This window comes from Herbidospora sp. NBRC 101105 (assembly GCF_030269205.1).
Classification (GTDB): Bacteria; Actinomycetota; Actinomycetes; order Streptosporangiales; family Streptosporangiaceae; genus Herbidospora; species Herbidospora solisilvae.
In genome coordinates this window covers 1,026,102-1,049,612 of sequence record NZ_BSSX01000001.1, presented here as the reverse complement: position 1 = coordinate 1,049,612, position 23,511 = coordinate 1,026,102, and the positions used below count along the sequence as shown (strand labels likewise).

General features: G+C 73.1%; 10 protein-coding genes. 3 read left to right on the top strand and 7 right to left on the bottom strand.

The annotated features are described in order from the left end of the window. The first annotated feature begins 18 nt into the window (after positions 1–18). The 3 genes from QSK34_RS04745 to QSK34_RS04735 are packed head-to-tail and all read left to right on the top strand — an operon-like array spanning position 19 to position 9,667. The gene (locus QSK34_RS04745; protein ID WP_353051365.1) at positions 19–4,728 is read left to right on the top strand and encodes a type I polyketide synthase; all 4,710 of its coding nucleotides are present in this window, start codon (positions 19–21) and stop codon (positions 4,726–4,728) included. After that, the gene (locus QSK34_RS04740) at positions 4,725–8,510 is read left to right on the top strand and encodes an SDR family NAD(P)-dependent oxidoreductase (protein WP_285580284.1); all 3,786 of its coding nucleotides are present in this window, start codon (positions 4,725–4,727) and stop codon (positions 8,508–8,510) included. Before QSK34_RS04745 ends, QSK34_RS04740 begins: the two co-directional genes overlap by 4 nt. Beyond that, complete coding sequence (locus QSK34_RS04735) at positions 8,507–9,667, top strand: acyl-CoA dehydrogenase family protein (RefSeq protein ID WP_285580282.1); 1,161 nt, start codon at positions 8,507–8,509, stop codon at positions 9,665–9,667. The genes QSK34_RS04740 and QSK34_RS04735 overlap by 4 nt, the downstream gene beginning before the upstream one ends. Here QSK34_RS04735 and QSK34_RS04730 read toward each other — a convergent pair. Genes QSK34_RS04730 through QSK34_RS04700 form a run of 7 tightly spaced genes read right to left on the bottom strand, consistent with a single transcriptional unit; the run spans position 9,630 to position 23,507 of the window. Next, positions 9,630–10,268, bottom strand: coding sequence for a 4'-phosphopantetheinyl transferase family protein (locus QSK34_RS04730; RefSeq protein ID WP_285580280.1), 639 nt, complete (start codon positions 10,266–10,268; stop codon positions 9,630–9,632). The two genes, QSK34_RS04735 and QSK34_RS04730, sit on opposite strands and share 38 nt — an antisense overlap. Next, positions 10,265–11,041 carry a thioesterase II family protein gene (locus tag QSK34_RS04725; RefSeq protein ID WP_285580278.1) on the bottom strand — a complete coding sequence of 259 codons (777 nt, stop codon included), beginning with the start codon at positions 11,039–11,041 and terminating at the stop codon, positions 10,265–10,267. Before QSK34_RS04725 ends, QSK34_RS04730 begins: the two co-directional genes overlap by 4 nt. After that, a complete protein-coding gene (locus QSK34_RS04720) occupies positions 11,031–12,110 on the bottom strand; it encodes an HAD-IIIC family phosphatase (RefSeq protein WP_285580276.1) in 1,080 nt (359 codons plus the stop codon). Before QSK34_RS04720 ends, QSK34_RS04725 begins: the two co-directional genes overlap by 11 nt. After that, the gene (locus tag QSK34_RS04715) at positions 12,110–13,258 is read right to left on the bottom strand and encodes an acyl-CoA dehydrogenase family protein (RefSeq protein ID WP_285580274.1); all 1,149 of its coding nucleotides are present in this window, start codon (positions 13,256–13,258) and stop codon (positions 12,110–12,112) included. Before QSK34_RS04715 ends, QSK34_RS04720 begins: the two co-directional genes overlap by 1 nt. A 1-nt stretch (position 13,259) precedes the next feature. Then, on the bottom strand, positions 13,260–13,508 hold the full coding sequence (locus QSK34_RS04710) for an acyl carrier protein (RefSeq protein WP_161478411.1): 249 nt from the start codon (positions 13,506–13,508) through the stop codon (positions 13,260–13,262). 22 nt (positions 13,509–13,530) lie between these two features. Then, complete coding sequence (locus tag QSK34_RS04705; RefSeq protein ID WP_285580271.1) at positions 13,531–14,379, bottom strand: 3-hydroxyacyl-CoA dehydrogenase family protein; 849 nt, start codon at positions 14,377–14,379, stop codon at positions 13,531–13,533. 41 nt (positions 14,380–14,420) lie between these two features. Next, positions 14,421–23,507, bottom strand: a complete 9,087-nt coding sequence (locus QSK34_RS04700) for a type I polyketide synthase (RefSeq protein WP_285580269.1) — start codon at positions 23,505–23,507, stop codon at positions 14,421–14,423. Positions 23,508–23,511 lie beyond the last annotated feature (4 nt).

Sequence of the window (23,511 nt, the reverse complement as noted above, 5' to 3'; positions counted from 1 at the left end):
AATTCGGTGAATAGGGGCATGTTGATGACGCAGCAACATCCACCCGTGGACGATTCCGATATTGCGATCATCGGCATGGCCGGTCGATTCCCGGGAGCCAATGACGTCGAAACGTTCTGGCGGAACATCAGCACCGGCGTCGAATCATTCACGCTTTTCTCGGACGAGGAACTCATTGAGGCGGGAGTGCCCGCGGCGACGTTCTCGAAGCCGAACTACGTCCGGAGCCGGCCGATTCTCGACGACATCCGCGGCTTCGACGCGGCGTTCTTCGGCTACAACCCGCGCGAGGCGACGCTGGCCGATCCGCAGCAGCGGCTCTTCCTCGAATGCGTGTGGGAGGTCCTGGAGTCGGCCGGGTACGGCTCGCCGGAGAGCCGCGGCTCGGTCGGCGTGTTCGCCGGCATGAACATCAGCGGCTACCTGCTGACCCGGCTGCAGGCCTTCGCCATGGGCATCGACACATCCGCGCTGATGATCGGCAACGACAAGGACTCGCTGGCCACGAACGTGTCGTTCCGGCTGGACCTGTCCGGGCCGAGCGTGACCGTGCAGACGTTCTGCTCGACCTCGCTGGTCGCGGTGCACCTGGCGAGCGAGGCGCTGCGCCGCGACGAGTGCGACATGGCGCTCGCGGGCGGCGTGTCGGTCCGGATCCCGGACCGGACCGGCTACCTGTGGGAGGAGGGCGGCCAGGAGTCGCCCGACGGCCACGTGCGGACCTTCGACGCGCAGGGCCGGGGCAGCATGTTCGGCGACGGCGCGGCCGTGGTCGCGCTGAAGCGCCTGGGCAAGGCGGTCGAAGACCGGGACACCGTGCTCGCGGTGATCCGCGCCTCGACGATCAACAACGACGGCGCGATGAAGTTCAGCTACCTGGCCCCCAGCATCGACGGCCAGCGCCGCTGCGTGTCCAAGGCGATCGAGAAGGCGGGTGTGGACCCGGCGCAGATCTCCTACGTCGAGGCGCACGGCACCGCCACCGAGGTCGGCGACCCGATGGAGGTCGCGGCCCTGACCAGGGCGTTCGGCCAGACCGAGAAGAAGCAGTACTGCATCCTCGGCTCGATCAAGCCGAACGTCGGCCACCTCGACCGCGCCTCCGGCGCGACCGGCCTGATCAAGGTCGTCCAGTCGCTGCGGCACGAGCTGATCCCCGGGACGCTGCACTACACCTCGCCGAACCCCGAGATCGACTTCGAGGCCAGCCCGTTCTACGTCACGTCCCGGCCCACCCCCTGGCCGCGCAGCGCCGACCGGCCGCGCATCGCCGGGATCAGCTCGCTCGGCATGGGCGGCACGAACGCGCACGCGATCATCGTCGAGGCCCCCGTCCCGGCCCCGCGCCCGGAGCGGCCCCGCCGCTGGCAGATCCTCCCGGTGTCGGCCCGGTCGGCCGCCTCCGCCGAGCGCATGGCCGTCCGCCTGGGCGAGAGCATCGCCGCCGACCCCGGCGTGGACCTGGGCGACGTCGCCTACACCCTCCAGAAGGGCCGCAAGGTCTTCAACCACCGCAAGGTCGTCGTCGCCGACGGCAACGCCAGGGCCGCCGCGCTGCTCACCGACCCGGCCGGGCCGCTGGGCCGGACCGACACGGCGGTCGGCCGCAAGACCGGGTTCCTGATCGCCGGCGTCGGCGAGCAGTACCCGGGCATGGTCGCCGCCCTGTACGAGGCCGAGCCCGCCTTCCGGGCCGACGTCGACGAGTGCGTCAGCCTGCTGGGCCTCACCGAGGCGTCCCAGCTGTCCGACGTCTTCGTCCCGGCCGGGCCCTCGAGCGCCCCCGACCTGGCCGCGCTGCTCGGGCGGACCGGGGACGCCTCCCCGCGGTCGGCCCCGAACGCGCACCTCATCCAGCCCGCCGTGTTCGTCGCCGAGTACGCGCTGGCCCGGCTCCTGATGAGCTGGGGCGTCAAGCCGGAGATCATGGTCGGCTACAGCCTCGGCGAGTACGTCGCGGCCTGCCTGTCCGGGGTGTTGTCGCTGGCCGACGCGCTCAAGCTGGTCGCCTACCGGGCCAAGCTGATCACCTCCCAGCCGGAGGGCGGCATGCTGGCCGTCGCCGCCGACGAGAGGCGGCTGAAGGCGGTGCTGGGCGACCTCGACCTCGACGTCGCGGTCCGCACCGGCTCGCAGCTCGTGCTGGCCAGGCCGGACGACGTCGTCGAGGCCGCCGCGGCGCGGCTCAGAGCGGCCGAGATCGGCTGCCGCCGCCTGCAGACCACGCACGCCTTCCACTCCCGGATGCTCGAACCGGTCGCGGCCGAGCTGACCTCCTGGATCAGCGCCAACGTGGCGCTGAACCCGCCGGTCATCCCGTACGTCAGCAACGTCACCGGCGAGATCGCCACCGCCGGGCTCGTCACCGACCCCGGCTACTGGGCCCGCCACATGTGCGAGACGGTCGAGTTCGGCGCCGGGCTCGCGCACGTGCTGCGCGGCGGCGACCTGACCCTGGTCGAGATCGGCCCCGGGCAGTCGCTCGGCGCGCTGACCCGCGGCCACCCCGACTGCGACCGCAACCAGTGGCCGCTGATCGTCACCACCCTGCCCGGCCAGGGCGACCAGGTGGAGACGCTCGCCGCCACCGCGACCGCCGTCGGCAAACTCTGGCTGGCCGGGGTTCCGATCGACTGGGACGCCTTACACGACGGCTGGACGCCCGGCCGGGTGCCGCTGCCGACCTACCCGTTCGAGCGCCAGGACTACTGGCTGGAGATCGACCAGTCGGCGCTGACCACCGGTGTGCCCCTGCTGGACGAGAGCGACCCCACGAGCATCGCGACCGCGCTGCCCCGCCTCCCGGACGAGCGGTGGATCAACATCCCGGTGTGGCGGCAGACGGCTCCCCAGCTCGTCCGCGAGGAGGAGCAGACCAGGTGGCTGCTCTTCACCGACGCCGGTCTGGCCGACACCCTGACCGGGACGGTGCGCGCCGCCCTGGACGCGCTCGGCCACGAGGTCGTGCTGGTCCGGCCCGGCGACGCCTACGCCGACACCCCCGACGGTTTCGTCGTCCGCCCCGGCTCGCAGGACGACATCGTCACGGCGCTGCGGACGCTCGGCGGCCGTGGCTTCGCGCCGGAACGGGTCGTGCACCTGTGGACCGCCGACCCGGCCCCCGCCGGCGGCGACGCCACCCAGGAGTGCCTGAAGCGGGGCCTGTACACGCTGGTCTCCTTCGCCAGGGCCGCGGTCGACCTCGGCCTGCCGGCCTGGTCGCTGGACATCGTCACCGTCGGCAGCCAGAAGGTGCTGTCCGGCGACACGATCGTCCCCGAGCGCAACACGCTGCTCGGCCCGACCCGGTTGATCCCGGTCGAGTACCCGAGGGTCAGAACCCGCCTGATCGACGTCGACGCCGAGACCGGGCCGGCCGCCCTGCGCGGGCTGCTGGCCGAGCTGCGGGCCGACCCCGCCGACCAGGTCGTCGCGCTGCGCGAGGGCCGCCGGTGGACGCCCGGCTACGAGGTCCTGGACGCGGCCGCCATCGACCGGACCGCCCCGGCCGTGGACGTGCGGCGCGGCGGGACCTACCTGGTGACCGGCGGCCTGGGCGGCATCGGCCTGGGCATGGCCGAGCTGCTGGCCGAGAGGTACCAGGCCAACCTGGTGCTGCTGGGCCGCACCCCGGTTCCGCCGAAGGAGCAGTGGAGCCAGATCCTGGCCGCCCCCGCCACCGCCGACGAGGTGCGGCGGCGGGTCGAGGGCCTGCGCCGCCTTGAGGCCGGCGGCACCGAGGTCGTCACGGTGGCCGGCGACGTGTCCAAGGTCGCGGACGTGCGGCGGGCGGTGGACGCGGCGATCGAGCGGTTCGGCGAGCTCAACGGCGTCCTGCACTGCGCGGGCGTGCCGGCGGTCGGCCTGATGCAGTTCAAGACGGTGGCCGACATCGAGCGCACGCTCGCGCCGAAGGTGGCCGGTTCGCTGGCCCTGGCCGAGGTGCTGAAGGACGTGCCGGTCGACTTCCTCGCCCTCTACTCCTCCACCACCTCCGCCACCGGCGGCGGCGCCGGCCAGGTCGACTACTGCGCGGCCAACGCGTTCCTGGACTCCTTCGCGCTCAGCGACCCCCTGCCCGGCGCGCTGGTCACCTCGGTCGACTGGTGCGAGTGGACCTGGAACGGCTGGACGGAGGGCCTGGAGAACTACGACGAGGGCTCCAAGCAGTACTTTACCTGGTACCGGGGCCTGTTCGGGCTCAGCTTCGAGGACGGCTTCGAGACCCTCGTCCGGGTGCTGAACAGCGGTGAACGGCATGTGGTCGCCTCCACCCAGGACTTCGCGCCGCTGGTGGCGATGAGCCGCAAGTCGTCCATCGAGAGCCACCAGGCGACGGTCAAGAAACTCAGGGACGCGTTCGGCCGGCACCCCCGGCCGGACCTGTCGACCGCGTTCGTGGAGCCGCAGAACGAGACCGAGGAGAAGATCGCCGAGGTGTGGACCGAGGCGCTCGGCCTGGAGTCGGTCGGGGTGCACGACAACTTCTTCGAGCTGGGCGGCAACTCGCTGCTCGGCATGGAGATCATCACGGAGGTCCGGAAGGCGCTCGGGCTGACCTACCTCCCGCCGCACATCCTCTACCAGTCGCCCACGATCTCATCGCTCGCCGAAGCGGCAACCGCGGGCGAGGCCAAGGAAGAGCAGACGGCCGACGTGCGCGAACAGCAGCGCACCTCGCGCATCGAACAGCGGCGGAACATGCTCCGGAGCGGAAGGACGTCATGACAGAAACCGACTACGCATCGGCGGTGGCGCTGATCGGCATGTCCGGTCGTTTTCCCGGCGCCGACAGCGTCGCCGACCTGTGGCGAAACGTACTGTCCGGGATCAAGGGCCTGCGCGAGATCACCGAGGAGGAGCTGCGCGAGACCGGCGTCGAGCCGGGCCAGATCGCCGACCCCCGCTACGTGCGGATCGGCGGCCCGCTGAACGGCCTGGAGCACTTCGACGCGGGGGTCTTCGGGATCAACCCGCGCGAGGCCGAGATGATGGACCCGCAGCACCGGCTGTTCCTGGAGACCTCGTGGGAGGCCCTGGAAGGCGCCGGCTACTGCCCCACCGACGTGCCGGGACAGGTCGCGGTGTTCGGCGGGTGCGGGTTCCCCGACTACGTGGTGAAGAACATCTTCCATCTCGCCAACGCGCCGGGCGGCGCGATGCTGATGGCGATCGGCAACGAGCGCGACTCGCTGGCGAACCTGGTGTCGTACAAGCTGGGGCTGCGCGGACCCGCGGTGTCGGTGCAGACCTTCTGCTCGACGTCGCTGGTGGCGGTGCACCTGGCGTGCCAGAGCCTGCTCACCTACGAGTGCGACATGGCGCTGGCGGGCGGCGCGTTCACGCCGCTCCCCCAGCCGGCCGGCTACCTGTACGAGCAGGGCGGCATCATGTCGCCCGACGGGAGGGTCCGCAGCTTCGACGCCGAGGCGGGCGGCACCGTGATGGGCAGCGGCGTCGGCACGGTGGCGCTCAAGCGCATGTCGGACGCGCTCGCCGACGGCGACGTGATCCACGCCGTCATCCTCGGCTCGGCCGCCAACAACGACGGCCGGATGCGGGCCGGGTACACCGCGCCGGGCGTGGACGGCCAGGCCGACGTGATCGAGACGGCGCTCGGTGTGGCCGGGGTCAAACCCGACACGATCGGCTACGTCGAGTGCCACGCCACCGGCACGATGCTGGGCGACTCGATCGAGCTGGCCGCGATGAACCGGGTGTTCACCCAGCCGCGTGAGACCCCGGCCGTGCTCGGTTCGCTGAAGCCGAGCCTGGGCCACCTCGACCGGGCCTCCGGCGTGACCGGGCTGATGCGGGCCGCGCTGAGCCTCAAGCACGAGCTGCTCCAGGGTGTGCCGGACTACGCCCAGCCGAACCCGGCGCTGGCCACCGCGCAGGACCGGTTCACCGTGCTGACCGAGCACCGGCCGTGGCCGGAGGGCCCGCATCCGCGCCGGGCCGGGGTCAGCTCGTTCGGCCTCGGCGGGACCAACGCCCACGTGGTGCTGGAGCAGGCGCCGCCGCGCGCGGCCCTCCCGCACCGGCCGGGCCCGCACCTGCTGACGTTCTCGGCGGCCGACGAGAACGCGCTGAACGAGCTCGGCGAGCGGCTGGCCGGTCATCTGGCCGGTGACTCCGGCGAGGACGTCGCGGACGTGGCGTTCACCCTGCAGATGTCGCGCGGCGGGTTCGCCCTGCGGCGCGCGGTCGTGGTCGCCGACCGCGACGACGCGGTCGTGGCGCTGACCGATCCCTCCCGTTGGATCGACGCCAAGACCCAGCGCCGCAACCCGAAGGTGCGCCTGGTCACGCCGGAGGGTGTGCCGGAGGCCTGGTGGCCGGAGCTGCTCGCGGCGGTCGACGCCGTGATCGGCATCGAGGACGGCACCGATCGGCACGACGCGGTCGGCGCGCTGGCCGACGGGCTGCGGCGGCTCGGCGTGCAGGTGACGCGTGAGGACGCCGCCCAGGCGTCGGAGGAGGTCGCCGTCGCCCCCGCCGACGGGACGCCCGCGGCCGAGTGGCTGCTGACCACGCTGGCCCGGTTGTGGCAGGCCGGCAGCACGATCGACTGGACCGCGCTGCACCGGGGCGCGGGCCGCAGGGTCGAACTGCCCACCTACCCGTGGCAGAAGCGCCGCTACTGGGTGAAGGCCGGCCCGAACACGCAGGCCGCCCCGGTGAGCGACGACAAGACGTTCGACCGGTCGAAGTGGACCTACCTGCCGACCTGGCGGCAGCGGCCGTTCGCGGTCGCCGACCTGGACGAGCGGCTGCGGGCGGCCGGTCCCTGGCTGGTCTTCGCCGACGACGCCCGGGGCGAGGCCCTGATCGACCGGCTGAACGCGGCGGGCGCCGAGGTCACGGCGGTACGGAGCGGCGAGAGCTTCGAGCAGCACGACTCGGGGGACTTCACCGTCCGGGTGGACAAGCCCGACGACATGGCCGAACTGCTGTACTCGCTGCTGGTCGCGCCGCGCGCGATCGTCCACGGGTTCAGCCTGGCCGCCTCCGAGCCGGCGCCGGGGCAGGACCCGGCCGCGCACTTCGACGCCGAACAGCGCCGCGGTTTCTACTCCGTGCTGGCGCTGGCCAGGGAACTGGTCGACAACAGCGGCTCCGCGCCGCGCGCCGAACTCGCCCTGCTCACCTCGGGGGCGGCCGGTGTGCTCGGCTCGGATCTGCGGCACCCGGAGCACTCCACGATGGCGGCGCTGGCCCCCAGCCTGGCCCAGGAGAACCCCCGGATCCGGGCCCGCACGATCGACGTCGACGCCGCCGGCGACGCCGTCCAGATCCTGGCCGCGATCCTGGCCCCGCACGAGGGCCCGGTCGCGGTCCGCGCCGGCGAGACCTGGTTGCGGAGCTACGAGCAGTTCCCGATCGACGATCTGACCGACGAGACCCGCCCGATCGTAAATGGCGAGACCGTGCTGATCACCGGTGGCCTCGGGGACGTCGGGCTCGTGCTCGCCCGGCACCTGGCCGCCGCGTACGGCTGCAACCTGGTCCTCACCGCCCGGTCGCCGCTGCCGCCCCGCGAGGAGTGGGAGGCGTTCCTGGCCGAGACGCCCTCCGGCGGCGAGCGCACCGCCCGGCACATCCGCAACATCCTGGACCTGGAAGGCCGGGGCGCGACCGTGCTCTGCCTGTCCGCCGACGTGGCGGACGAGGAGCGGATGGCGGCCGTGGTCGAGGCCGCGGTCGAGCGGTTCGGCGGGATCGACGTGGTGGTGCACGGCGCGGGCGTGCAGGACGGGGCCTACTTCAACTTCGCCCACCTGATGGACCGCGCCCAGTGCGACGCCCACCTGTCCGCCAAGGTCAAGGGCTTCCACGTGCTGGAGAAGGTGCTCGGCGGGCACGCCGCCGACCGGCGGATCACGCTCTCGTCCATCGCGGCGGTGCTGGGCGGCATGACGCTCGCGCCGTACGCGGCGGCCAACGCGGCGCTGGACGCCTACGTCCGGCAGTCGCGGGTGGCGGGCGGAGCCCGCTGGGTGACCGTCGACTGGGACACCTGGAGCATCGACGCCGGCCGCCTGGAAGGCCACAGCGAGGCCGTCGTCGGCTTCGCGATGGCTCCGGCGGAAGGCGTCGACGTCTTCGAGCGGGCTCTGTCGGCCACCGACCGGGCCGGCCATCTGGTCATCTCGACCGGTCCGCTGGAAGGCCGGCTGGCGATGTGGGTCACCAGCGACATCCACAGCGCCGACGACACCCCGGACGACCAGGAACGCCACCCGAGGCCGGATCTCAACAACCCCTACGTGGAGCCGGCCGAGGGCACCGAGGCGGCGCTGGCCGACATCTGGTCGCGGGTGCTGGGCATCGAGCCGATCGGCGCCACCGACAACTTCTTCGAGCTGGGCGGCCACTCGCTCCTCGCGATCGAGCTGACCACCAGGATCCGCAAGTCGCTGAACGCGTCGGTCCCGGTGACGGGGCTGCTGGAGTGCCCCACGGTGCGCCAGCTGGCCGAGCTGCTCGACGAACGGGAGACCGGATGAGGCAGCCGGAGCACGTGCGGGCGGTCCAGGCGTTCGCGCGCAGGGAGCTCGTCGGCAAGGACGCCTACCTCGACTCGCTGGCCGAGGCGCCGCTCCCGCTGTACGAGCGGTTCGCCGACACCGGCCTGGCGAACTGGTGGGTGCCGAAGGAGCACGGCGGCCCCGGCCTCAGCCTGGAGGACGGCGTGCGGATCGTCGCCGAACTCGCCTACGCCGACGCCGGCGCCGCGTTCACCCTGTTCATCCCGGTCCTGACGACCAGCATGGTCTCCTGGTACGGCTCTCCCGAACTGCGCGACCACTACCTGGGCAAGCTGGTGGCCGGAAACGGGTTCTGCGCGACACTCGGCAGCGAGCACGCGGCGGGCAGCGAGCTGGCCAGGATCACCACGACCGCCCGCCGCGACGGGGACGACGTCGTGCTGGACGGGGAGAAGGCGTTCTCCACGAACGCCGACTTCGCCGACTTCCTGGTGGTGGTCGCCCGCGCCGAACACGACCCGGCGGGTTACCTGGCGGTGCTGGTGCCGCGGGACACGCCGGGCATCCGGATCGACAAACGCTGGGACGTGCTGGGGTTGCGCTCCTCGGCGACGTACCAGGTGACGCTGACCGACTGCCGGGTGCCGGCCGCCAACGTGCTGCGCGGCAACGGGCTGCGGCTGCTGGAGGTGGGGCTGAACGCCAGCCGCATCCTGATCGCCACGACGGCGCTCGGCGTCGCCCGCCGGATCCGCGACGTGTGCCTGGAGTACGGCAGGTCCAAGCAGGTCAAGGGCGCCATCCTGGCGAACAACGCGGTGTTCGCCGCCAAGCTGGGCCAGTTCGAGATGCAGATCGACGTGATGGCGAACCAGTGCCTGGCGGCGGCCCGCCGGTACGACGAGATCGCGGCCCGGCCGGACGCGGCCGCGGAGTTCCTCCGGGTGGGCACGCTGAAGGCGGCGCTGACCACGAAGATGTTCTGCGGCCAGACCGGCTGGCAGATCGCCTCGGCCGCCTCCGAGATGTTCGGCGGCGTCGGCTACACCCACGACGCGGTGATCGGCAAGCTGCTGCGGGACGTGCGGTACGTGTCGATCGTGGAGGGCGGTGACGACGTGCTGCGGGACCTGGTGTTCAACCGGTACGTGGTGCCGGTGTCCCAGCGGTCGTGACAGAGACCGTGACCACGGCGCCCGCGTAGCCGGGCGCCACGTCGAGCCAGCGAAGGGAACGCGACGAACCCACCGTCGCGTTCCCTTCGTGCGTCACCAGCGCGTCCCGCAGACCGGCCAGGCCGGCCCCGGTCGCCTTGATGTAGGCCTCCTTGGCGCACCAGAGCCGGAAGTACTCCTCCCGGGGGGAGGCGGCCCGGGTCAGGTGGTCGACCTCGGCGGGCCGGTAAAGATGCCGGGCTATGGCCAGATGATCGAGGTCGTCGCGGACGCGCTCGACGTCGACGCCGACCCGCAGGCCCGGCGGGGCCACCCCGATCAGCGCCCACTCCTCGGAGTGCGACAGGTTGAAGTCGATCGGGCGGCCGGCCAGGTACGGCCTGCCGTTGTCCTCCGCGCCGAAGACGAGACCGGCCGGCGGCAGGCCGGTGAGCCCGCCGAGGAGGGCCCGCAGGGCGGCGTGCGCGACCGTGAAGCGGTGGCGCTCGACCGGGGTCGCCAGCGCCGCCGCGCGGGCCCGCTCGTCCCCGGAAAGCAGCGGGGCCCACCTCGCGCCATCCGGCTGATCGAGGTGGACCCGCCACACGAAGGTGTCCGTCACATCCATTTGAGCAGGGCTTTGGAGATGATCTTGTGGGTCAGCGCGGCCTGCTCGAACACCGCGAAGTGGCCGCCGACGAACGGCTGGAGCTCGTACTCCCTGGTGGTCTGCTCCCCCCACGGCGTCACGGTCTCGGCCTTGATCCGCGAGTCGTCGGTGCTGGGCATGGCCGTGATGGGGATGTCCAGCGGCTTCTCCTCGCGGTACTCGTAGGTCTCCTTGATCGTGAAGTCGGCGACCACGGCCGGGAGGATCATGTCCAGCACGCCGGGATCGGTCAGCAGCCACTCCGGCGTGCCGCCCAGCTCGCGGAGCATCGAGACGACCTCCGGCCGGGACATCTGCCCGACCGGCTTGCCGTCCTCGTAGGCGAGCTGAGGGGCGACGGAACCGGAGACGAACAGGTGCACCGGCGGCGGGCCGCCGCGGCGGCGGATCTCGCGGGCCAGTTCGAACGCGACGAGCGCGCCGAGGCTGTGGCCGTACAGGGCGTACCTGCGGTCGATCGAGCCGAGCGAGACGTCCGCCTGGACGATCTCGGCGAGGTCGGCCACCAGCGGGCCCATCCGGTCGTAGGCGGGCTCCCTGAGCCTGCTGTCCCGGCCCGGGAGCTGGATGGGCTGCACGGCCACGCCCGGCAGGACGCGCTGCCAGCTCCGGAAGGTGGAGGCGGCGCCGCCGGCGTGCGGCAGGCAGTACAGCGCGAGCGCGCCGGGGCCGGCGCCGGTCTGGCCCGCGAACGGCATCCACCGCCCGGCGTCGTCAAAGCTCATCGATGATCTCCAGCTGGACGTAGGACGGGGGCGGCTGGACGGTGCTCAGGTCGGCCTCCAGCACCACGTGGACGCCGTCCCGGCCGACCTCGCGGAACCCGGCGAAGGCGTAGGTGATCTGCATCATCCGGTTCCGGCCGGTCTCCACGAAGTCGGCGCGCACGCTCACCCCGGCCGCCTGGGCCAGCCGCATGATGTGGTTGAGCAGCACCATGCCGACGCCGCGGGACATGACCCGGCAGGACATCAGCATCATGTTGAGCCGCCACTCGGTCTCGCCCTTCTCCACCAGGGCCAGGCCGATCTTGCCGTAGCTGCCGAACCGGTCGGTCAGGGAGGCGACCAGCAGCAGGTGGTCGGGTGACTCGCGCAGCTCGTCCAGTTCCTCGTAGGAGTAGGTGCGGCCGGTCGAGTTGAGCTGGTTGGTGCGGACCGTCAGCTCCTCGGCCCGCTGGAGGTCGTCCCGTACGGCCGGGGCGATGGTGAACCGCATCTCCAGCCCGGCCAGGAACTCCTCGTTGGTGCCGACGAAACCGGACTCCAGATCGTCGCGCGCGGCCTGCGCCTGGTACATGGGGCGGCGCTGGGCGGACTCGTCGGTGACGAAGCGGGGGATGAACTCCGGCCGGGCCAGCGCCTCCTCCAGGTCCACGATGTCGACCAGGGTGACGGCGGGCAGGCCGTGCCCGACCTCGCCGCGTTCGAACTCCTGGTCGTCGACGAAGGCGAACGCGTCCAGCCCCAGGTTGAGCGCCTTCGCGATGCGCGCGATGGACTCGGATTTGGCGTTCCAGTTGATCTGCGGGTGCAGGAACATCTCGTCGAGGCCGAACTCGCGCAGCTTCTCCAGCGCGGCGTCGGCGTCGTTCTTGCTGGCGATCGAGTGCAGCACGCCCATCTGGTCGAGCCGGTGGATGTGCGCCACCACCGCGGGCCGCAGGGTGACCTCGCCGTCCTCCAGCAGCACGCCGTCCCAGAGCGTGTTGTCCAGGTCCCAGACCACGCACTTGATCCGTCCCTGGACGGGCTTCTCCGGGACGACAAGGGCCGTTTCGTCGACCACGGTCATCAGATGATCTCCCGTTCTGCCTGGCTGGCGATGGTGATGCGCTGGATCTCGTTGCTGCCCTCGATGATCTCCATGACCTTGGCGTCCCGGTACAGCCGCGCCACCGGGTAGTCGTGGCCGCAGCCGTTCGCGCCGTGGATCTGGACCGCCTCGGACGCGTGCCGCGCGGCGGCGGTGGAGGCGAAGTACTTCGCCACCCAGGTCGCCATGATCGTGGACGCCTCGCCGGCGTCCTTGAGCCGGCCGGCCTCCGCGACGAGCAGACGGGCCGCCCGCGCGTCGGTGACCATGTCGGAGAGTTTCGCCTGGATCAGCGGCAGGTCCTTCAGGAGCGACCCGCCGACGGTGCGGCGGGAGGCGTACGCGGCGCAGGCCTCCAGCGCGGCCTGGACGATGCCGACCGAGCCGGTCGCCACGCTGTAGCGGCCGAGGTCCAGGGTGCCGGTCAGCACCATGCCGGCGGTGAAGCCGCTCGGGCCGAGCAGCGCGTCCGGGCCGAGCGCGACGTCGCGGAAGGAGATCTCCGCGATCATCGACGCCCGGGTGCCGAGCATGTCCTCGATCGGCGTCACCTCGACGCCGGGACTGTCCCTGGGGACCAGGAACGCCCCGATGCTGGTGGCCGTGCGGGCGAAGACCAGGAACAGGTCGGCCCGCTGGCCGTTGGTGATCCACTTCTTGACGCCGTTGAGCACCCACCCGCCGTTCTTCTCCACGACGTTGCTGGCGATCCCGGAGGCGTCGCTGCCGGCGCCCGGCTCGGACAGGCAGAACGCGGCGAGCACGTCTCCCCGGCCGAGCGCCGGCACCCACTGCTCGCGCTGGGCCGGGCTGCCCCACCGCTGCACCGCCCACGACACCATCGTGTGCACGGTGAGCAGGCTGCGCACCGAGGAGCAGCCCCGGCCCACCTCCTCGTGGACCTCGCCGAGGGTGACCAGGTCCATCCCCCCGCCGCCGGTGTCGCGGGGCAGGAAGGGCGCCCAGAGCCCGGCGGCGGTCATCCGCTCCAGCAGCTCCTCGGGGACCCGGCCCTGCCGGTCGTACGCGTCGGCGTACGGGACGATGTGGGTGTCGACGAACGCGCGGGCGGACTTCCTGTCGGTGACCCGAAGGACGTCCGGCGCGGTCTCAGCCAGGGTCGTCATGTCAGACCCGCGCGGGGGAAAGCCGGTCCACCAGCTCCGCCATGCTGGTGGCGGACCGGAAGTTGTCGATCTTCAACTCGTCGTTGGGGATGGTGACCTCGAACGTCTTCTCGATGAACATCACCAGCTCCATGGCGAACAGCGAGTTCACGAAGCCCAGGGCGAAGATGTCCTGGGTCTCGTCGATCTCCGCCTGCGGGTAGCGGGCGCGCACGAAGTCGAGGATCTGGTCCTTGGCGTTGCCGGACATGTCTGGCTCCTTCGGGGATCGCTTAGTTGGCGTCGTAGGTGTAGAAACCGCGGCCCGACTTGCGGCCGTGCAGGCCCGCGTCGGTCATCTGCTTGAGCAGCGGGCACGGCCGGTACTTGCTGTCGGCGTAGTGCTCGTAGAGCACCTCGACGCTGTAGAGGATGGTGTCGACGCCGATCAGGTCGGCCGTCTCCAGCGGGCCCATCGGGTGGCCGAAACAGCTCCGGAACACCTCGTCGACCGACTCGGCGGTGGCGACGCCCTCGTGGACGAGGAACGCGGCCTCGTTCACGGTGAGCATCAGCACCCGGTTGGAGACGAACCCGCAGGCGTCCTTGACGTCGATGGCCTTCTTGCCCATCGCCGACAGCAGGTCGCGGACCCGCTCGACGGTCTCGGCGGTCGTGTGGAAGCCGGGGATCAGCTCGCACGCCGGCTTGGCCGGGACCGGGTTCATGAAGTGCACCCCGACGACCTGGCCCGGGCGGCCGGTGACGGCGGCGACCTTGGTGATCGGGATCGCGGAGGTGTTGACGACGAAGACGGTGTCCGGCCCGCAGACCGCGTCCATCGTCTCGTAGACCGCCCGCTTGACGTCCCAGTTCTCCGTCACGTTCTCGATGACCACGTCGGCCTTGGCGACCGCCTCGGCGCCCACCGCGGTGGTGATCCGGGACAGCACGTCGTCGGGGTCCAGGGCCGGGCCGCCCATCAGGCGGCTCATCCTGGCGTTGCGCCAGATGGTGGCGCGGGCCGCGGCGAGGATCTCCTCGTCCTTGTCCACCAGGACCACGTCGTGGCCGGTCTGTGCCAGGTTCTGGGCCACGCCGACGCCCATCACGCCGGCGCCCACCACACCGATAAGTGTCATGACCTCTCCGTTTCTCTGGTTGTCCTGCTGACAGATGACGTTCACCGGCGCCGGCGGGAGGCCGCCGACTCCAGGCCCGAGCGGCGGAGCTGGGCGCGGACGTGGCTGCCCCCGTTCTCGCCCGCCGTCCCCGGCGCCGGCGCCGGTCCCGAGGCGAGGGCCTCGACGGTCGCGGCGAGCGCGGCCACGGTCGGCGCCTCGTACAAGATGTGCGGCGGGAGCTCGGCGAGGGCGAACTCGCGGCGCAGGGCGGCCACGATGCTGACGCCCAGCAGCGAGTTGCCGCCCAGTTCGAAGAAGTTGTCGAGCACACCGATCCGGTCGAGGCGGAGCGCGTCGCCCCAGATGACCGCGATGGCCTCCTCCTTCGGCCCCGACGGCTCCTGGTAGGGCGTGACCAGCTCGGGCCTGGGGTGCCGGTCACCGGCGGCGCCGGCCACGGCGGGCGAGGTCACCGCCTCCAGGTTGAACCGCGCGCTGCCGGTGACGACGGTCTCGAAGTCCTGGGTGGAGACGATCACCCGGGGTTCGCCGCTGGCCAGGGCGCGCAGCAGCGAGCGGTACCCCTCCTCGAAGCCGATGCCGACCCTGGCCCGGTTCTCCTTGAAGAAGGTCTGGAGACCCTCGTCATAGCCGGCCAGGCCGGCCTCCCAGGCGTTCCAGGTCCACTCGCCCCAGTCGATCGAGACGACCTTGCGGCCGGTCGCGGCCAGGCGCAGCGCGTAGCCGTCGAGGTAGGCGTTGGCGGCGCAGTAGTCCACCTGGCCGGGGCCGCCGCCGGTGGCGGAGGTGATCGAGGAGAACAGCGCCAGGAAGTCCAGCTCGATCTCGCCGGGCTCGCCGATGCGGAGGGCCTCGGCCAGCGCCCGGGTTCCGGCGATCTTGGGGGCGAGCACGGCGTCCAGCTCGTCCGGCCGCTTGAACTGCATCAGGCCCATGGCCGGCAGGCCGGCCGCGTGCAGGACGCCGTGGAGCGCGCCGAACCGCTCGATCGCCGTGTCCACCGCCCGCCGCACCGCGGCCGGGTCGGACACGTCGCCGACCACGATCTCGACCTCGCCGCCGAGGTCGCGGACGGCCTGCACCCGCCGGGCGGCCTCGTCCCGGCCCGGCAGGCCGGACCGGGCGAGCAGGACGAGCCTGGCCTTGACGTCGCGGGCCATCCGTTCGGCCAGGCCGAGCGCGATGCCGCCGAGGCCGCCGGTGATCAGGTAGACGCCGCCGTCGCGCAGCGGAGTGGCGTCCGGGGTGGCCATGGTCTCGTAGCCGGGCAGGTGGCGGCGGCCCCGGCGGAGCGCCACGATCCGGTCGGTCTGCGGGCGGGCCAGTTCGGCGACCAGGCCGGAGGTGGTGTCGACGTCGATGAAGCGGGTGGTCACCCTCGGGTACTCCAGGGGGATCACCAGCGCCGGGCCGATCAGGGTCGAGCCGTCGGGGTCGCGGACCTCGCCGGGGATGACCTCCTGGGTGCCGGAGGCCACGACGTCCAGCGACCAGCCGTCGAGGCCGGACTCGCCCGCCGCCCTCGCCAGGGCGACCAGGGTGTGCAGGCCGTACTCGACGGTGGCCTCGCCGGGCTCCAGGGTCCACAGGTGCAGGACCCGGTCGAGCCCGCGGCCGGCGGCGCGCAGGTCGCGCAGGAGGGCGAGGGCGTCGGCCACGTTGCCCGGGCGGACCGTGTGGCCTTCGCCGGTGGCGGCGTAGCCCTCGCCGGGGCGGACCTGGACGACGGTCGCGCCGGTCGCGGCGAGTTCGGCGGTCACCGCGTCGGCCGCGCCCTCGCGGGTGAAGACGAGCCACGAGCGGGGCTGGTCAACGCTGGGCGCGGGGGCCGCGGTCTGCCGCCAGACCGGCAGGTGGAGCCACTGTTCCTCGGGCAGTTTGGGCAGGCCGGCGATGGCGTCGAACAGGTTGCCGCCGTCCAGGGCCGCCGGCTTCGCCTTCGGACCGGCCGGGACCGAGGTCCCCTCGATCCAGTAGCGGCGCCGCTGGAACGGGTAGGTCGGCAGCGGGATCCGGCCCGGCAGGCCGGCGGTCCCGGCCTCGGGCAGCCGTCCGTGGTAGGCGTTCCAGTCCAGCTCCGCGCCGACCAGCCAGAGCCGGGCCAGGCATCCGGCCAGCACCTCGTCGTCCGGCCGCGGGTCGCTCCCGCCGGGCAGCGCGTGCAGGATCAGCGGCCACCGCCGCGGCGGGCAGCCCGCCCCGCGGACCAGCGCGCCGAGCGACTGGCCGGGCCCGATCTCGACCACGGCCAGCTCGGGGTCGGCCAGCAGCGTCTCGACGCCCTTGCCGAATCGCACCGTCCCGCACATGTGCGCGGCCCAGTAACCCGGGTCGCAGACCAGGTCGGCGTCGGCGAGCTCGCCCGTCAGGTTGGAGATGTAGGGAAGCTCCGGCGGGTTCAGCCGGATGTTGGCCTTCACCCAGTCGGTCAGCTCGCCGGCGACCGGCTGGAGCATCCGGGAGTGGAAGGCGTGGGTGGTGTCCAGCGCCCGGCACGGGACGTCGGCCCGGCGCAGCTCGGCGACGAGCCGCTCCATCTCCTCCGACGGCCCGGCCACGACCGAGACCTGCGGGCCGTTGACGGCGGCGAGGTCCAGGCCGCGCCGCTCCAGCCGGAACCTGCGGCGCACGTCCTCGGCGGGCATCGAGACGGCCACCATGGACCCGGCGGGCATCGCTCCGATCAGCTTGGCCCGGTGCGCGACCAGGGCGATCGCGTCCGGCAGCGAGAGTACCCCCGCCAGGCAGGCCGCGACGTACTCGCCGAGGCTGTAGCCGAGCATCAGCCGGGGCTGGAGGCCCCATGACATCAGGGTGCGGGCCAGGGCGTACTCGACGGCGAACAGGGCCGGTTGGGCGATCTCGGTCCGCTTCAGCGTGGCGGCCCGGCCGTCGTGGTTCTCGGCCCGGCCGAGCAGGACGGCCAGGTCGTTGCCCGCGCCGCGTCCGCCGGCCACCAGGCCGGGCAGGTCGACGCCGTCGAGTGGCCCGCGCAGCAGCTCAAGGCATTCGTCGAGGGCCGCGCGGAACGCGGGTTCGCGCTCGTAGATCTCGGTGACCATGCCCGGGTACTGCTCGCCGACGCCCGCGAACAGGAACGCCGCCTGGCGGCCCTGCACGGTGTCGACCCGGGAGAGCAGCCCGTCCTGGGCGGCTTCGCCGGTGAGGATGCGGGCGGCGTCGGCGGTGGCGGTGGCGACGACGACCTTGCGGTGCTCGAACGTCTTGCGGCCCACCTGGAGGGTGTACGCGGCGTCCGCCAGGCGTGTGCCGGGGGCGGCCGCCAGGTGGTCGCCGAGCCGCCGGGCGGCCTCCTCGGCGGCGACCGCGTTGCGGGCCGAGACCGGCAGGATCTGGTGACGGCGGCCCTTCTCGTCGTTGACGGCGGCGGGCCGCACGGGGGCCTCTTCGATGACCATGTGCACGTTGGTGCCGCCCATCCCGAGCGAGTTGAGCCCGGCGATCCTCGGCCGGCCGTCGCGGGTCCGCCACGGGGAGAGCTCGGCGTTCACGTAGAAGGGGCTGTTGTCGAAGTCGATCTCGGGGTTGGGGGCCGTGTAGTGCAGGCTCGCCGGGATGACCTGGTTGGTCAGGGCGTAGGAGGTCTTGATCAGGCCGCTCGCCCCGGCCGCGCGGTCCAGGTGGCCGACGTTGGTCTTGACCGAGCCGATCGGGCAGTACCCCGTCTGCCGGGTGGGGCCGAACGCGCGGGTCAGCGCGGCCACCTCGATCGGGTCGCCGAGTTCGGTGGCGGTGCCGTGCGCCTCGACGTAACTGATGTCCTCACCGGTGACGTCGGCGTCGGCCAGCGCGTCGGCGATCACCCGGGCCTGGCCGACCACGCTGGGCGCGGTGTAGCCGACCTTGAGCGCGCCGTCGTTGTTCATCGCGGAGCCGCGGATCACGGCCCAGACGTGGTCGCCGTCCCTGACCGCGTCCGACAGTCGCTTGAGCAGGACCACGGCGGCCCCGTCGCCGAACATGCTCCCCCGGGCCTGCGCGTCGAAGGTGCGGACGTGGCCGTCGGGCGACTCCATGCCGCCGGGGCCGAAGACGTGGCCGACCTTGTCGGGCACGCGGATCGAGACCCCTCCGGCCAGGGCCATCTCGCACTCCCCCGCGCGCAGGCTCTGCACCGCCATGTGGGTGGCGACCAGGGAGGTGGAGCAGAACGTCTGGACGGCGACGCTCGGGCCGTGCAGGTCGAACAGGTAGGAGACCGTGGTGGTGAGCGCGTCCTTGTCGTTGCCCATGATGATCTCGTAGTGGCTGACGTCCTCGTCCTCGCGCAGCAGGCGCTCGCCCATGTGGAGGAGGTAGGTGCTGAGGTTGGCGCCGCCGTAGACGCCGACCCGGCCGCGGTGCTCGGGGGCGCCGTAGCCGGCGTGCTCCAGGGCCTCCCAGCAGACTTCGAGGAACAGGCGCTGCTGCGGGTCGGTGAGGGCGGCCATGCGGGGGCTGATGCCGAAGAACTGGGCGTCGAAGCCGGCGACGTCGTCCAGGATCGGGCGGGCGGGGACGTACGCGGGGTCGTGGATGAGGGCCTCGTCGACGCCGGCCGCCCTGAGCTCCTCGGGGGTGAAGAAGCTGATCGACTCGACGCCGTCGCGGAGGTTGCGCCAGAAGGCGTCCACGTCGCCGGCGCCGGGGAACCGGCCGGCCATGCCGACGATGGCGATCCGCCGGTCGTCGTCGCTCCGGGTCGCCCCGACGGGGGCGGCGGGCCGGGGGGCGGCCTTGGCCGGGGCCGCCGCGGCGCCGCGTTCGTCCAGGATGGCGGCCAGCCGGTTGACCGTCGGGGCCTCGAAGAGCAGCACCGTCGGGACGGCGACCCCGAACCGCTTCTTGACCAGTGCCAGCATCTGGAGCGCGACCAGCGAGTTCCCGCCGAGGTCGAAGAAGTTGTCGCGGGTGCCGACGGGCTCGACGCCCAGCACCTCCGACCACAACTCGGCCAGGCCGCGCTCGGTGCCGGTCAGCGGCGGGCTGTAGGGCTGCGGCAGCTCGGGCCGGGGGAACCGCTCGGCGGCGTGCGCCGGTCCGGGTCCGGCGGCGACCTGCGGCAGCCGGTCGGCCAGGCCGCCCGCGGCCACCACGACGGCGGGCCGTCCGATCGCGATCACCTGGTCGAGGGCGGCCAGGGACTCGGCCGCGGTCATGGAGTGGGCGGCCATCGCCGCGCCCATCCCGCCTTCGAGGCGCTCCAGCGTGACCGACCAGGTGTCCCAGCTCGCGGAGATCCATCCCGGCTTCCGGGCCAGGGCGGTGAGCGCGGCGTTGGCGGCCGAGTAGCTGCCGAACGCGATGCCGCCCAGGATCGAGGAGGTGGACGAGAACAACACGCAGAAGTCCACCTCTGGAAGCACCTCCGCCAGGACGCGGGCACCCGTGACCTTCGCGCCGAAGTGGCGCTCGACGGCGGCCTCGGTGACGTCGCGGAGCGGGAGGAAGGTGTCGGGCCCGGTCTCGGCGGCGGCGTGCACCACTCCGTCGACCCGGCCCACCTCGGCGAGCAGGGCGCGCATCGCGGCGGCGTCGGTGACGTCCGCGCGAGGGGTGAGCACCTCCGCGCCGAGCGCGCGCAGCCGCTCGGCGGCGTCGCCGCGCGGGCCGCTGCGGCTGGTCAGGATCAGCCGGCCCGCGCCGGCCCGGATCAGGTGCTCCCCGACGAGCAGACCGACGTCGCCGAGGCCGCCGGTGATCAGGTAGGTGCCGCCGGGGCGCACCCCTATCCGGTCCCTGGCGGCGGCGGCCGGGACGAACTCGCGCACGTGGCGGCGGCCGTTCCGGTAGGCGACCAGGACGTCGGCCGACGTGCCCCGCAGCTCGGCGGCCAGGGCGTCGGCGTGCCCCGCGGCGCTCGCGCGCGGATCCAGGTCCACGCCGCGGCAGTCGAGGGCCAGGTACTCCTGGTTGCCGATGATCGGCAGCGTCGCCGCGGCGGCCTGGGCCGGGTCGGCGTGCTCCCCCGGCGCGACCGCCTGGCCGCCCAGCGTGGCGACGACGACCCGGGTGCTCTCGCCGCCCTCGTCGCCGAAGGCGTCCAGCAACCGGGCCAGCGGCACGACGGCCCGCCCGTCCGGGCCGCTGCCGGGGTCGAGGAGGCGGAGGTCGGCCACGACGACGGGGCCGTCCTCGGCCAGCCGCCGGGCCAGCGCGACGTGGTCGGCGGCCGAAGCGAGGTCGACGGTGAAGCCGCCGGGGACCTCGGCGAACGAGTCTCCCGCCCGTACGGTCACCACCTCGCCGCCGTCGGCGCGGAGCGACCGCGCCAGCGCCTCGGCGACGCCGGTGGCGTCGGCGAACAGGACGTGACGGCCGATGGTGCGCTTTTCCGCGGGCAGCGCCTCGGCGGCCCAGCGCGACTCCAGCAGCCGGACGTGGTCGGGGTCGGCCGCCAGGCGGGGCGCCTCGGCGGGACGCCCGGCCGGGGCGTCGATCCAGTAGCGCTCCCGCTGGAAGGGGTAGGTGGGCAGGCCGACCTTGGCGGCCGGCCGGTCCTGCCGGTAGCCGGGCCAGTCGATCGGGACGCCGGCCAGCCAGAGCCGTCCGACGGCCTCGGCGAGCACGGACCCGGCCGGGCGCGGGTCGGCGGCGGCCGGGAGGGTGGCGACGACCAGCGGCCAGCGCTCGCGCGGGCAGTCCCGGTGCGCCCGGACCATCGCGCCCAGCGACTGGCCGGGGCCCAGCTCCAGCAGGGCGTGGTCGCCCTGGGCCAGCAGCGTGCCCAGCACGGCGTCGAACCGGACCGGCGCGCACATGTGCTCGGCCCAGTAGCCGGGGTCGGTGGCCTGCGCCTCGGTGATCAGCGCGCCGGTGACGTTCGACACGTACGGGATGCGCGGCGCGGACAACTCGACGTTGGCGCCGATCCAGGCCGTCAGCTCGGCGCGGACCGGCTCCATCATCCGGGAGTGGAAGGCGTGCCCGGTGGCCAGCGGGCGGCACGGGATCCCGTCGGCCGCGAGCAGCGCCCGGACCGCCTCCATGGCGGCGGGCTCGCCCGCGAGCACGGTCAGGTCGGGGCCGTTCTCGGCGGCCACGTCGATCCCCGCGATCCCGGCCCGCGTGATCCGGGCGGCCAGGTCGGCCGCGCCGAGCGGGACCGCGCCCATCGCGCCCTCGGGCAGCGTGTCGATCAGCGTGGCCCGGTGCGCCACCAGCGCGAGCGCCGACTCCAGCGAGAGCACCCCGGCGAGGCACGCGGCGACGTACTCGCCGAGGCTGTACCCGGCCAGCACGGCCGGGGTGACGCCCCAGCCGATGAGGGTCCTGGCCAGGGCGTATTCGACGGAGAAGAGCGCGGGGTGCAGCAGCGCGGTCGGCATCGCGTCGGAGCCGGCGCTCTCGCGGCCGAGGAGGGCGCCCAGGCCGCCGCCCGAACGGGTGTCGCGGGGGCGGAGCATCTCCTCCAGCGGGTCGGCTTGCATCCGGGCGCGGAGGATCGCGCGGCACTCGTCCAGGGCGGCCCGGAACGCGGGCTCGGTGGCGTAGAGGTCCTCGGCCAGGCCCGGGTACTGCTCGCCGGTGCCCGGGATCAGGAAGCCGACCGGGCGGTCGCCGCGGCTCTCCGCGCGCCCCAGCACACCGGCGTCCCGCATCCCGGCGACGGCCTCCCCGGCCGTGGCGGCGACCAGGAACCGGCGGTGCTCGAAGACGCGGCGGCCGGTCTGCAGGGTGTGGGCGACGTCGCCGAGCCGCAGGCCGGGGTTGCCGGCGAGGTGGCCGGCGAGACCGGCGGTCAGCTCGTCGGCGGCCTTCGCCGAACGGGCCGACCAGATGAGCAGCTGCGGCCGGGACGTGTCGGCCGGCCGGGAGACCGGCGGGGCCTGCTCCAGCACGACGTGCGCGTTGGTGCCGCCGATGCCGAAGGCGCTGACGCCCGCCCTCCGGACCCGGCCCGCTTCGCGCGGCCACGCGCGCAGGCCGGTGACCACGTCGAGCCGGGCCCCTCCGGCGCTGAGCTGCGCGTTCGGCGTGGACAGGTTGCGGGTCGGCGGGATCTCGCCGTGCCGGAGCGCGAGCGCCGCCTTGATCAGGTTGGTCACGCCGGCGGCCCGGTCGAGGTGGCCGACGTTGGGCTTGACCGAGCCGATCAGCAGGTTCTGGCCCTGGAACACCTGCTGGAGCGCGGCCAGTTCGGCGGCGTCGCCGAGCGCGGTGCCGGTGCCGTGCGCCTCCACGTAGTCGATGTCGGCCGGCGCCAGACCGGCGGCGGCGAGCGCCTCCGCCATCACGGCCGCCTGGCCCTGCACGCCCGGCGCGGTGAAGCCGACCTTGCGACCGGCGTCGTTGTTGACCGCCCAGCCCCGGATGACCGCGTAGATCTGGTCGCCGTCGGCGAGGGCGTCCTCCAGCCGCCGCAGCGCGACCACGCCGACGCCGCTGCCGAGCGGCGCGCCGAGGCCGCCCGCGTCGAAGGCGCGGCACTCGCCGTCCGGCGGGGCGATGCCGCCCTGCTGGTAGAGGTAGCCGACCCGGTGCGGGACGCCGACCGCCACGCCGCCGGCCAGCGCGAGATCACTCTCGAAGGCGGCCAGGCTGCTGGCGGCGGCGCAGATCGCCACCAGCGACGTCGAGCAGTAGCTCTGCACGGAGTAGCTGGGACCGGACAGGCCGAGGGTGTGCGAGACCCGGGTGGTGAGGGAGTCCTTGTCGTTGGCCAGGCCCACGGCGAGCTCGCCCATGACGGCGCCGATCTCGCTGGGCACCAGGTTGTTCTGCAGATAGGAGCTCCACGCCGAGCCGCCGAAGACGCCGATCGCGCCGTCGAAGCGGGTGGGGTCGCAGCCCGCGTCCTCCAGCGCCTCCCAGCTGTGCTCAAGGAAGAGCCGGTGCTGCGGGTCGAGGATCTGCGCCTCCTTCGGGCTGAACCCGAAGAAGCCCGCGTCGAACAGCTCGACCCCGTCGATCACGGCCCCGGCCTTCACGTAACCGGGGTCGGCGAGCAGGTCCTCGGGCACGCCGGAGGCCCGGAGTTCCTCGTCGGTGAAGCGGGTCACCCCGGATCGGCCGGCCCGGATGGCCGTCCACAGGTCGGCCACACCGGACGCGCCGGGGAACCGGCCGGACATCCCGACGATCGCGATGTCGGTGCCCTCGTTGTCAGCCACGTCGTCAAACACGTCG

Excerpts from the sequence above, each read along its gene's own strand:
- QSK34_RS04745 (WP_353051365.1), top strand. The coding sequence starts at position 19 with ATGTTGATGACGCAGCAACATCCACCCGTGGACGATTCCGATATTGCG.
- QSK34_RS04740 (WP_285580284.1), top strand. The coding sequence starts at position 4,725 with ATGACAGAAACCGACTACGCATCGGCGGTGGCGCTGATCGGCATGTCC.
- QSK34_RS04735 (WP_285580282.1), top strand. The coding sequence starts at position 8,507 with ATGAGGCAGCCGGAGCACGTGCGGGCGGTCCAGGCGTTCGCGCGCAGG.
- QSK34_RS04725 (WP_285580278.1), bottom strand. The coding sequence starts at position 11,041 with ATGAGCTTTGACGACGCCGGGCGGTGGATGCCGTTCGCGGGCCAGACC.
- QSK34_RS04720 (WP_285580276.1), bottom strand. The coding sequence starts at position 12,110 with ATGACCGTGGTCGACGAAACGGCCCTTGTCGTCCCGGAGAAGCCCGTC.
- QSK34_RS04715 (WP_285580274.1), bottom strand. The coding sequence starts at position 13,258 with ATGACGACCCTGGCTGAGACCGCGCCGGACGTCCTTCGGGTCACCGAC.
- QSK34_RS04710 (WP_161478411.1), bottom strand. The coding sequence starts at position 13,508 with ATGTCCGGCAACGCCAAGGACCAGATCCTCGACTTCGTGCGCGCCCGC.
- QSK34_RS04705 (WP_285580271.1), bottom strand. The coding sequence starts at position 14,379 with ATGACACTTATCGGTGTGGTGGGCGCCGGCGTGATGGGCGTCGGCGTG.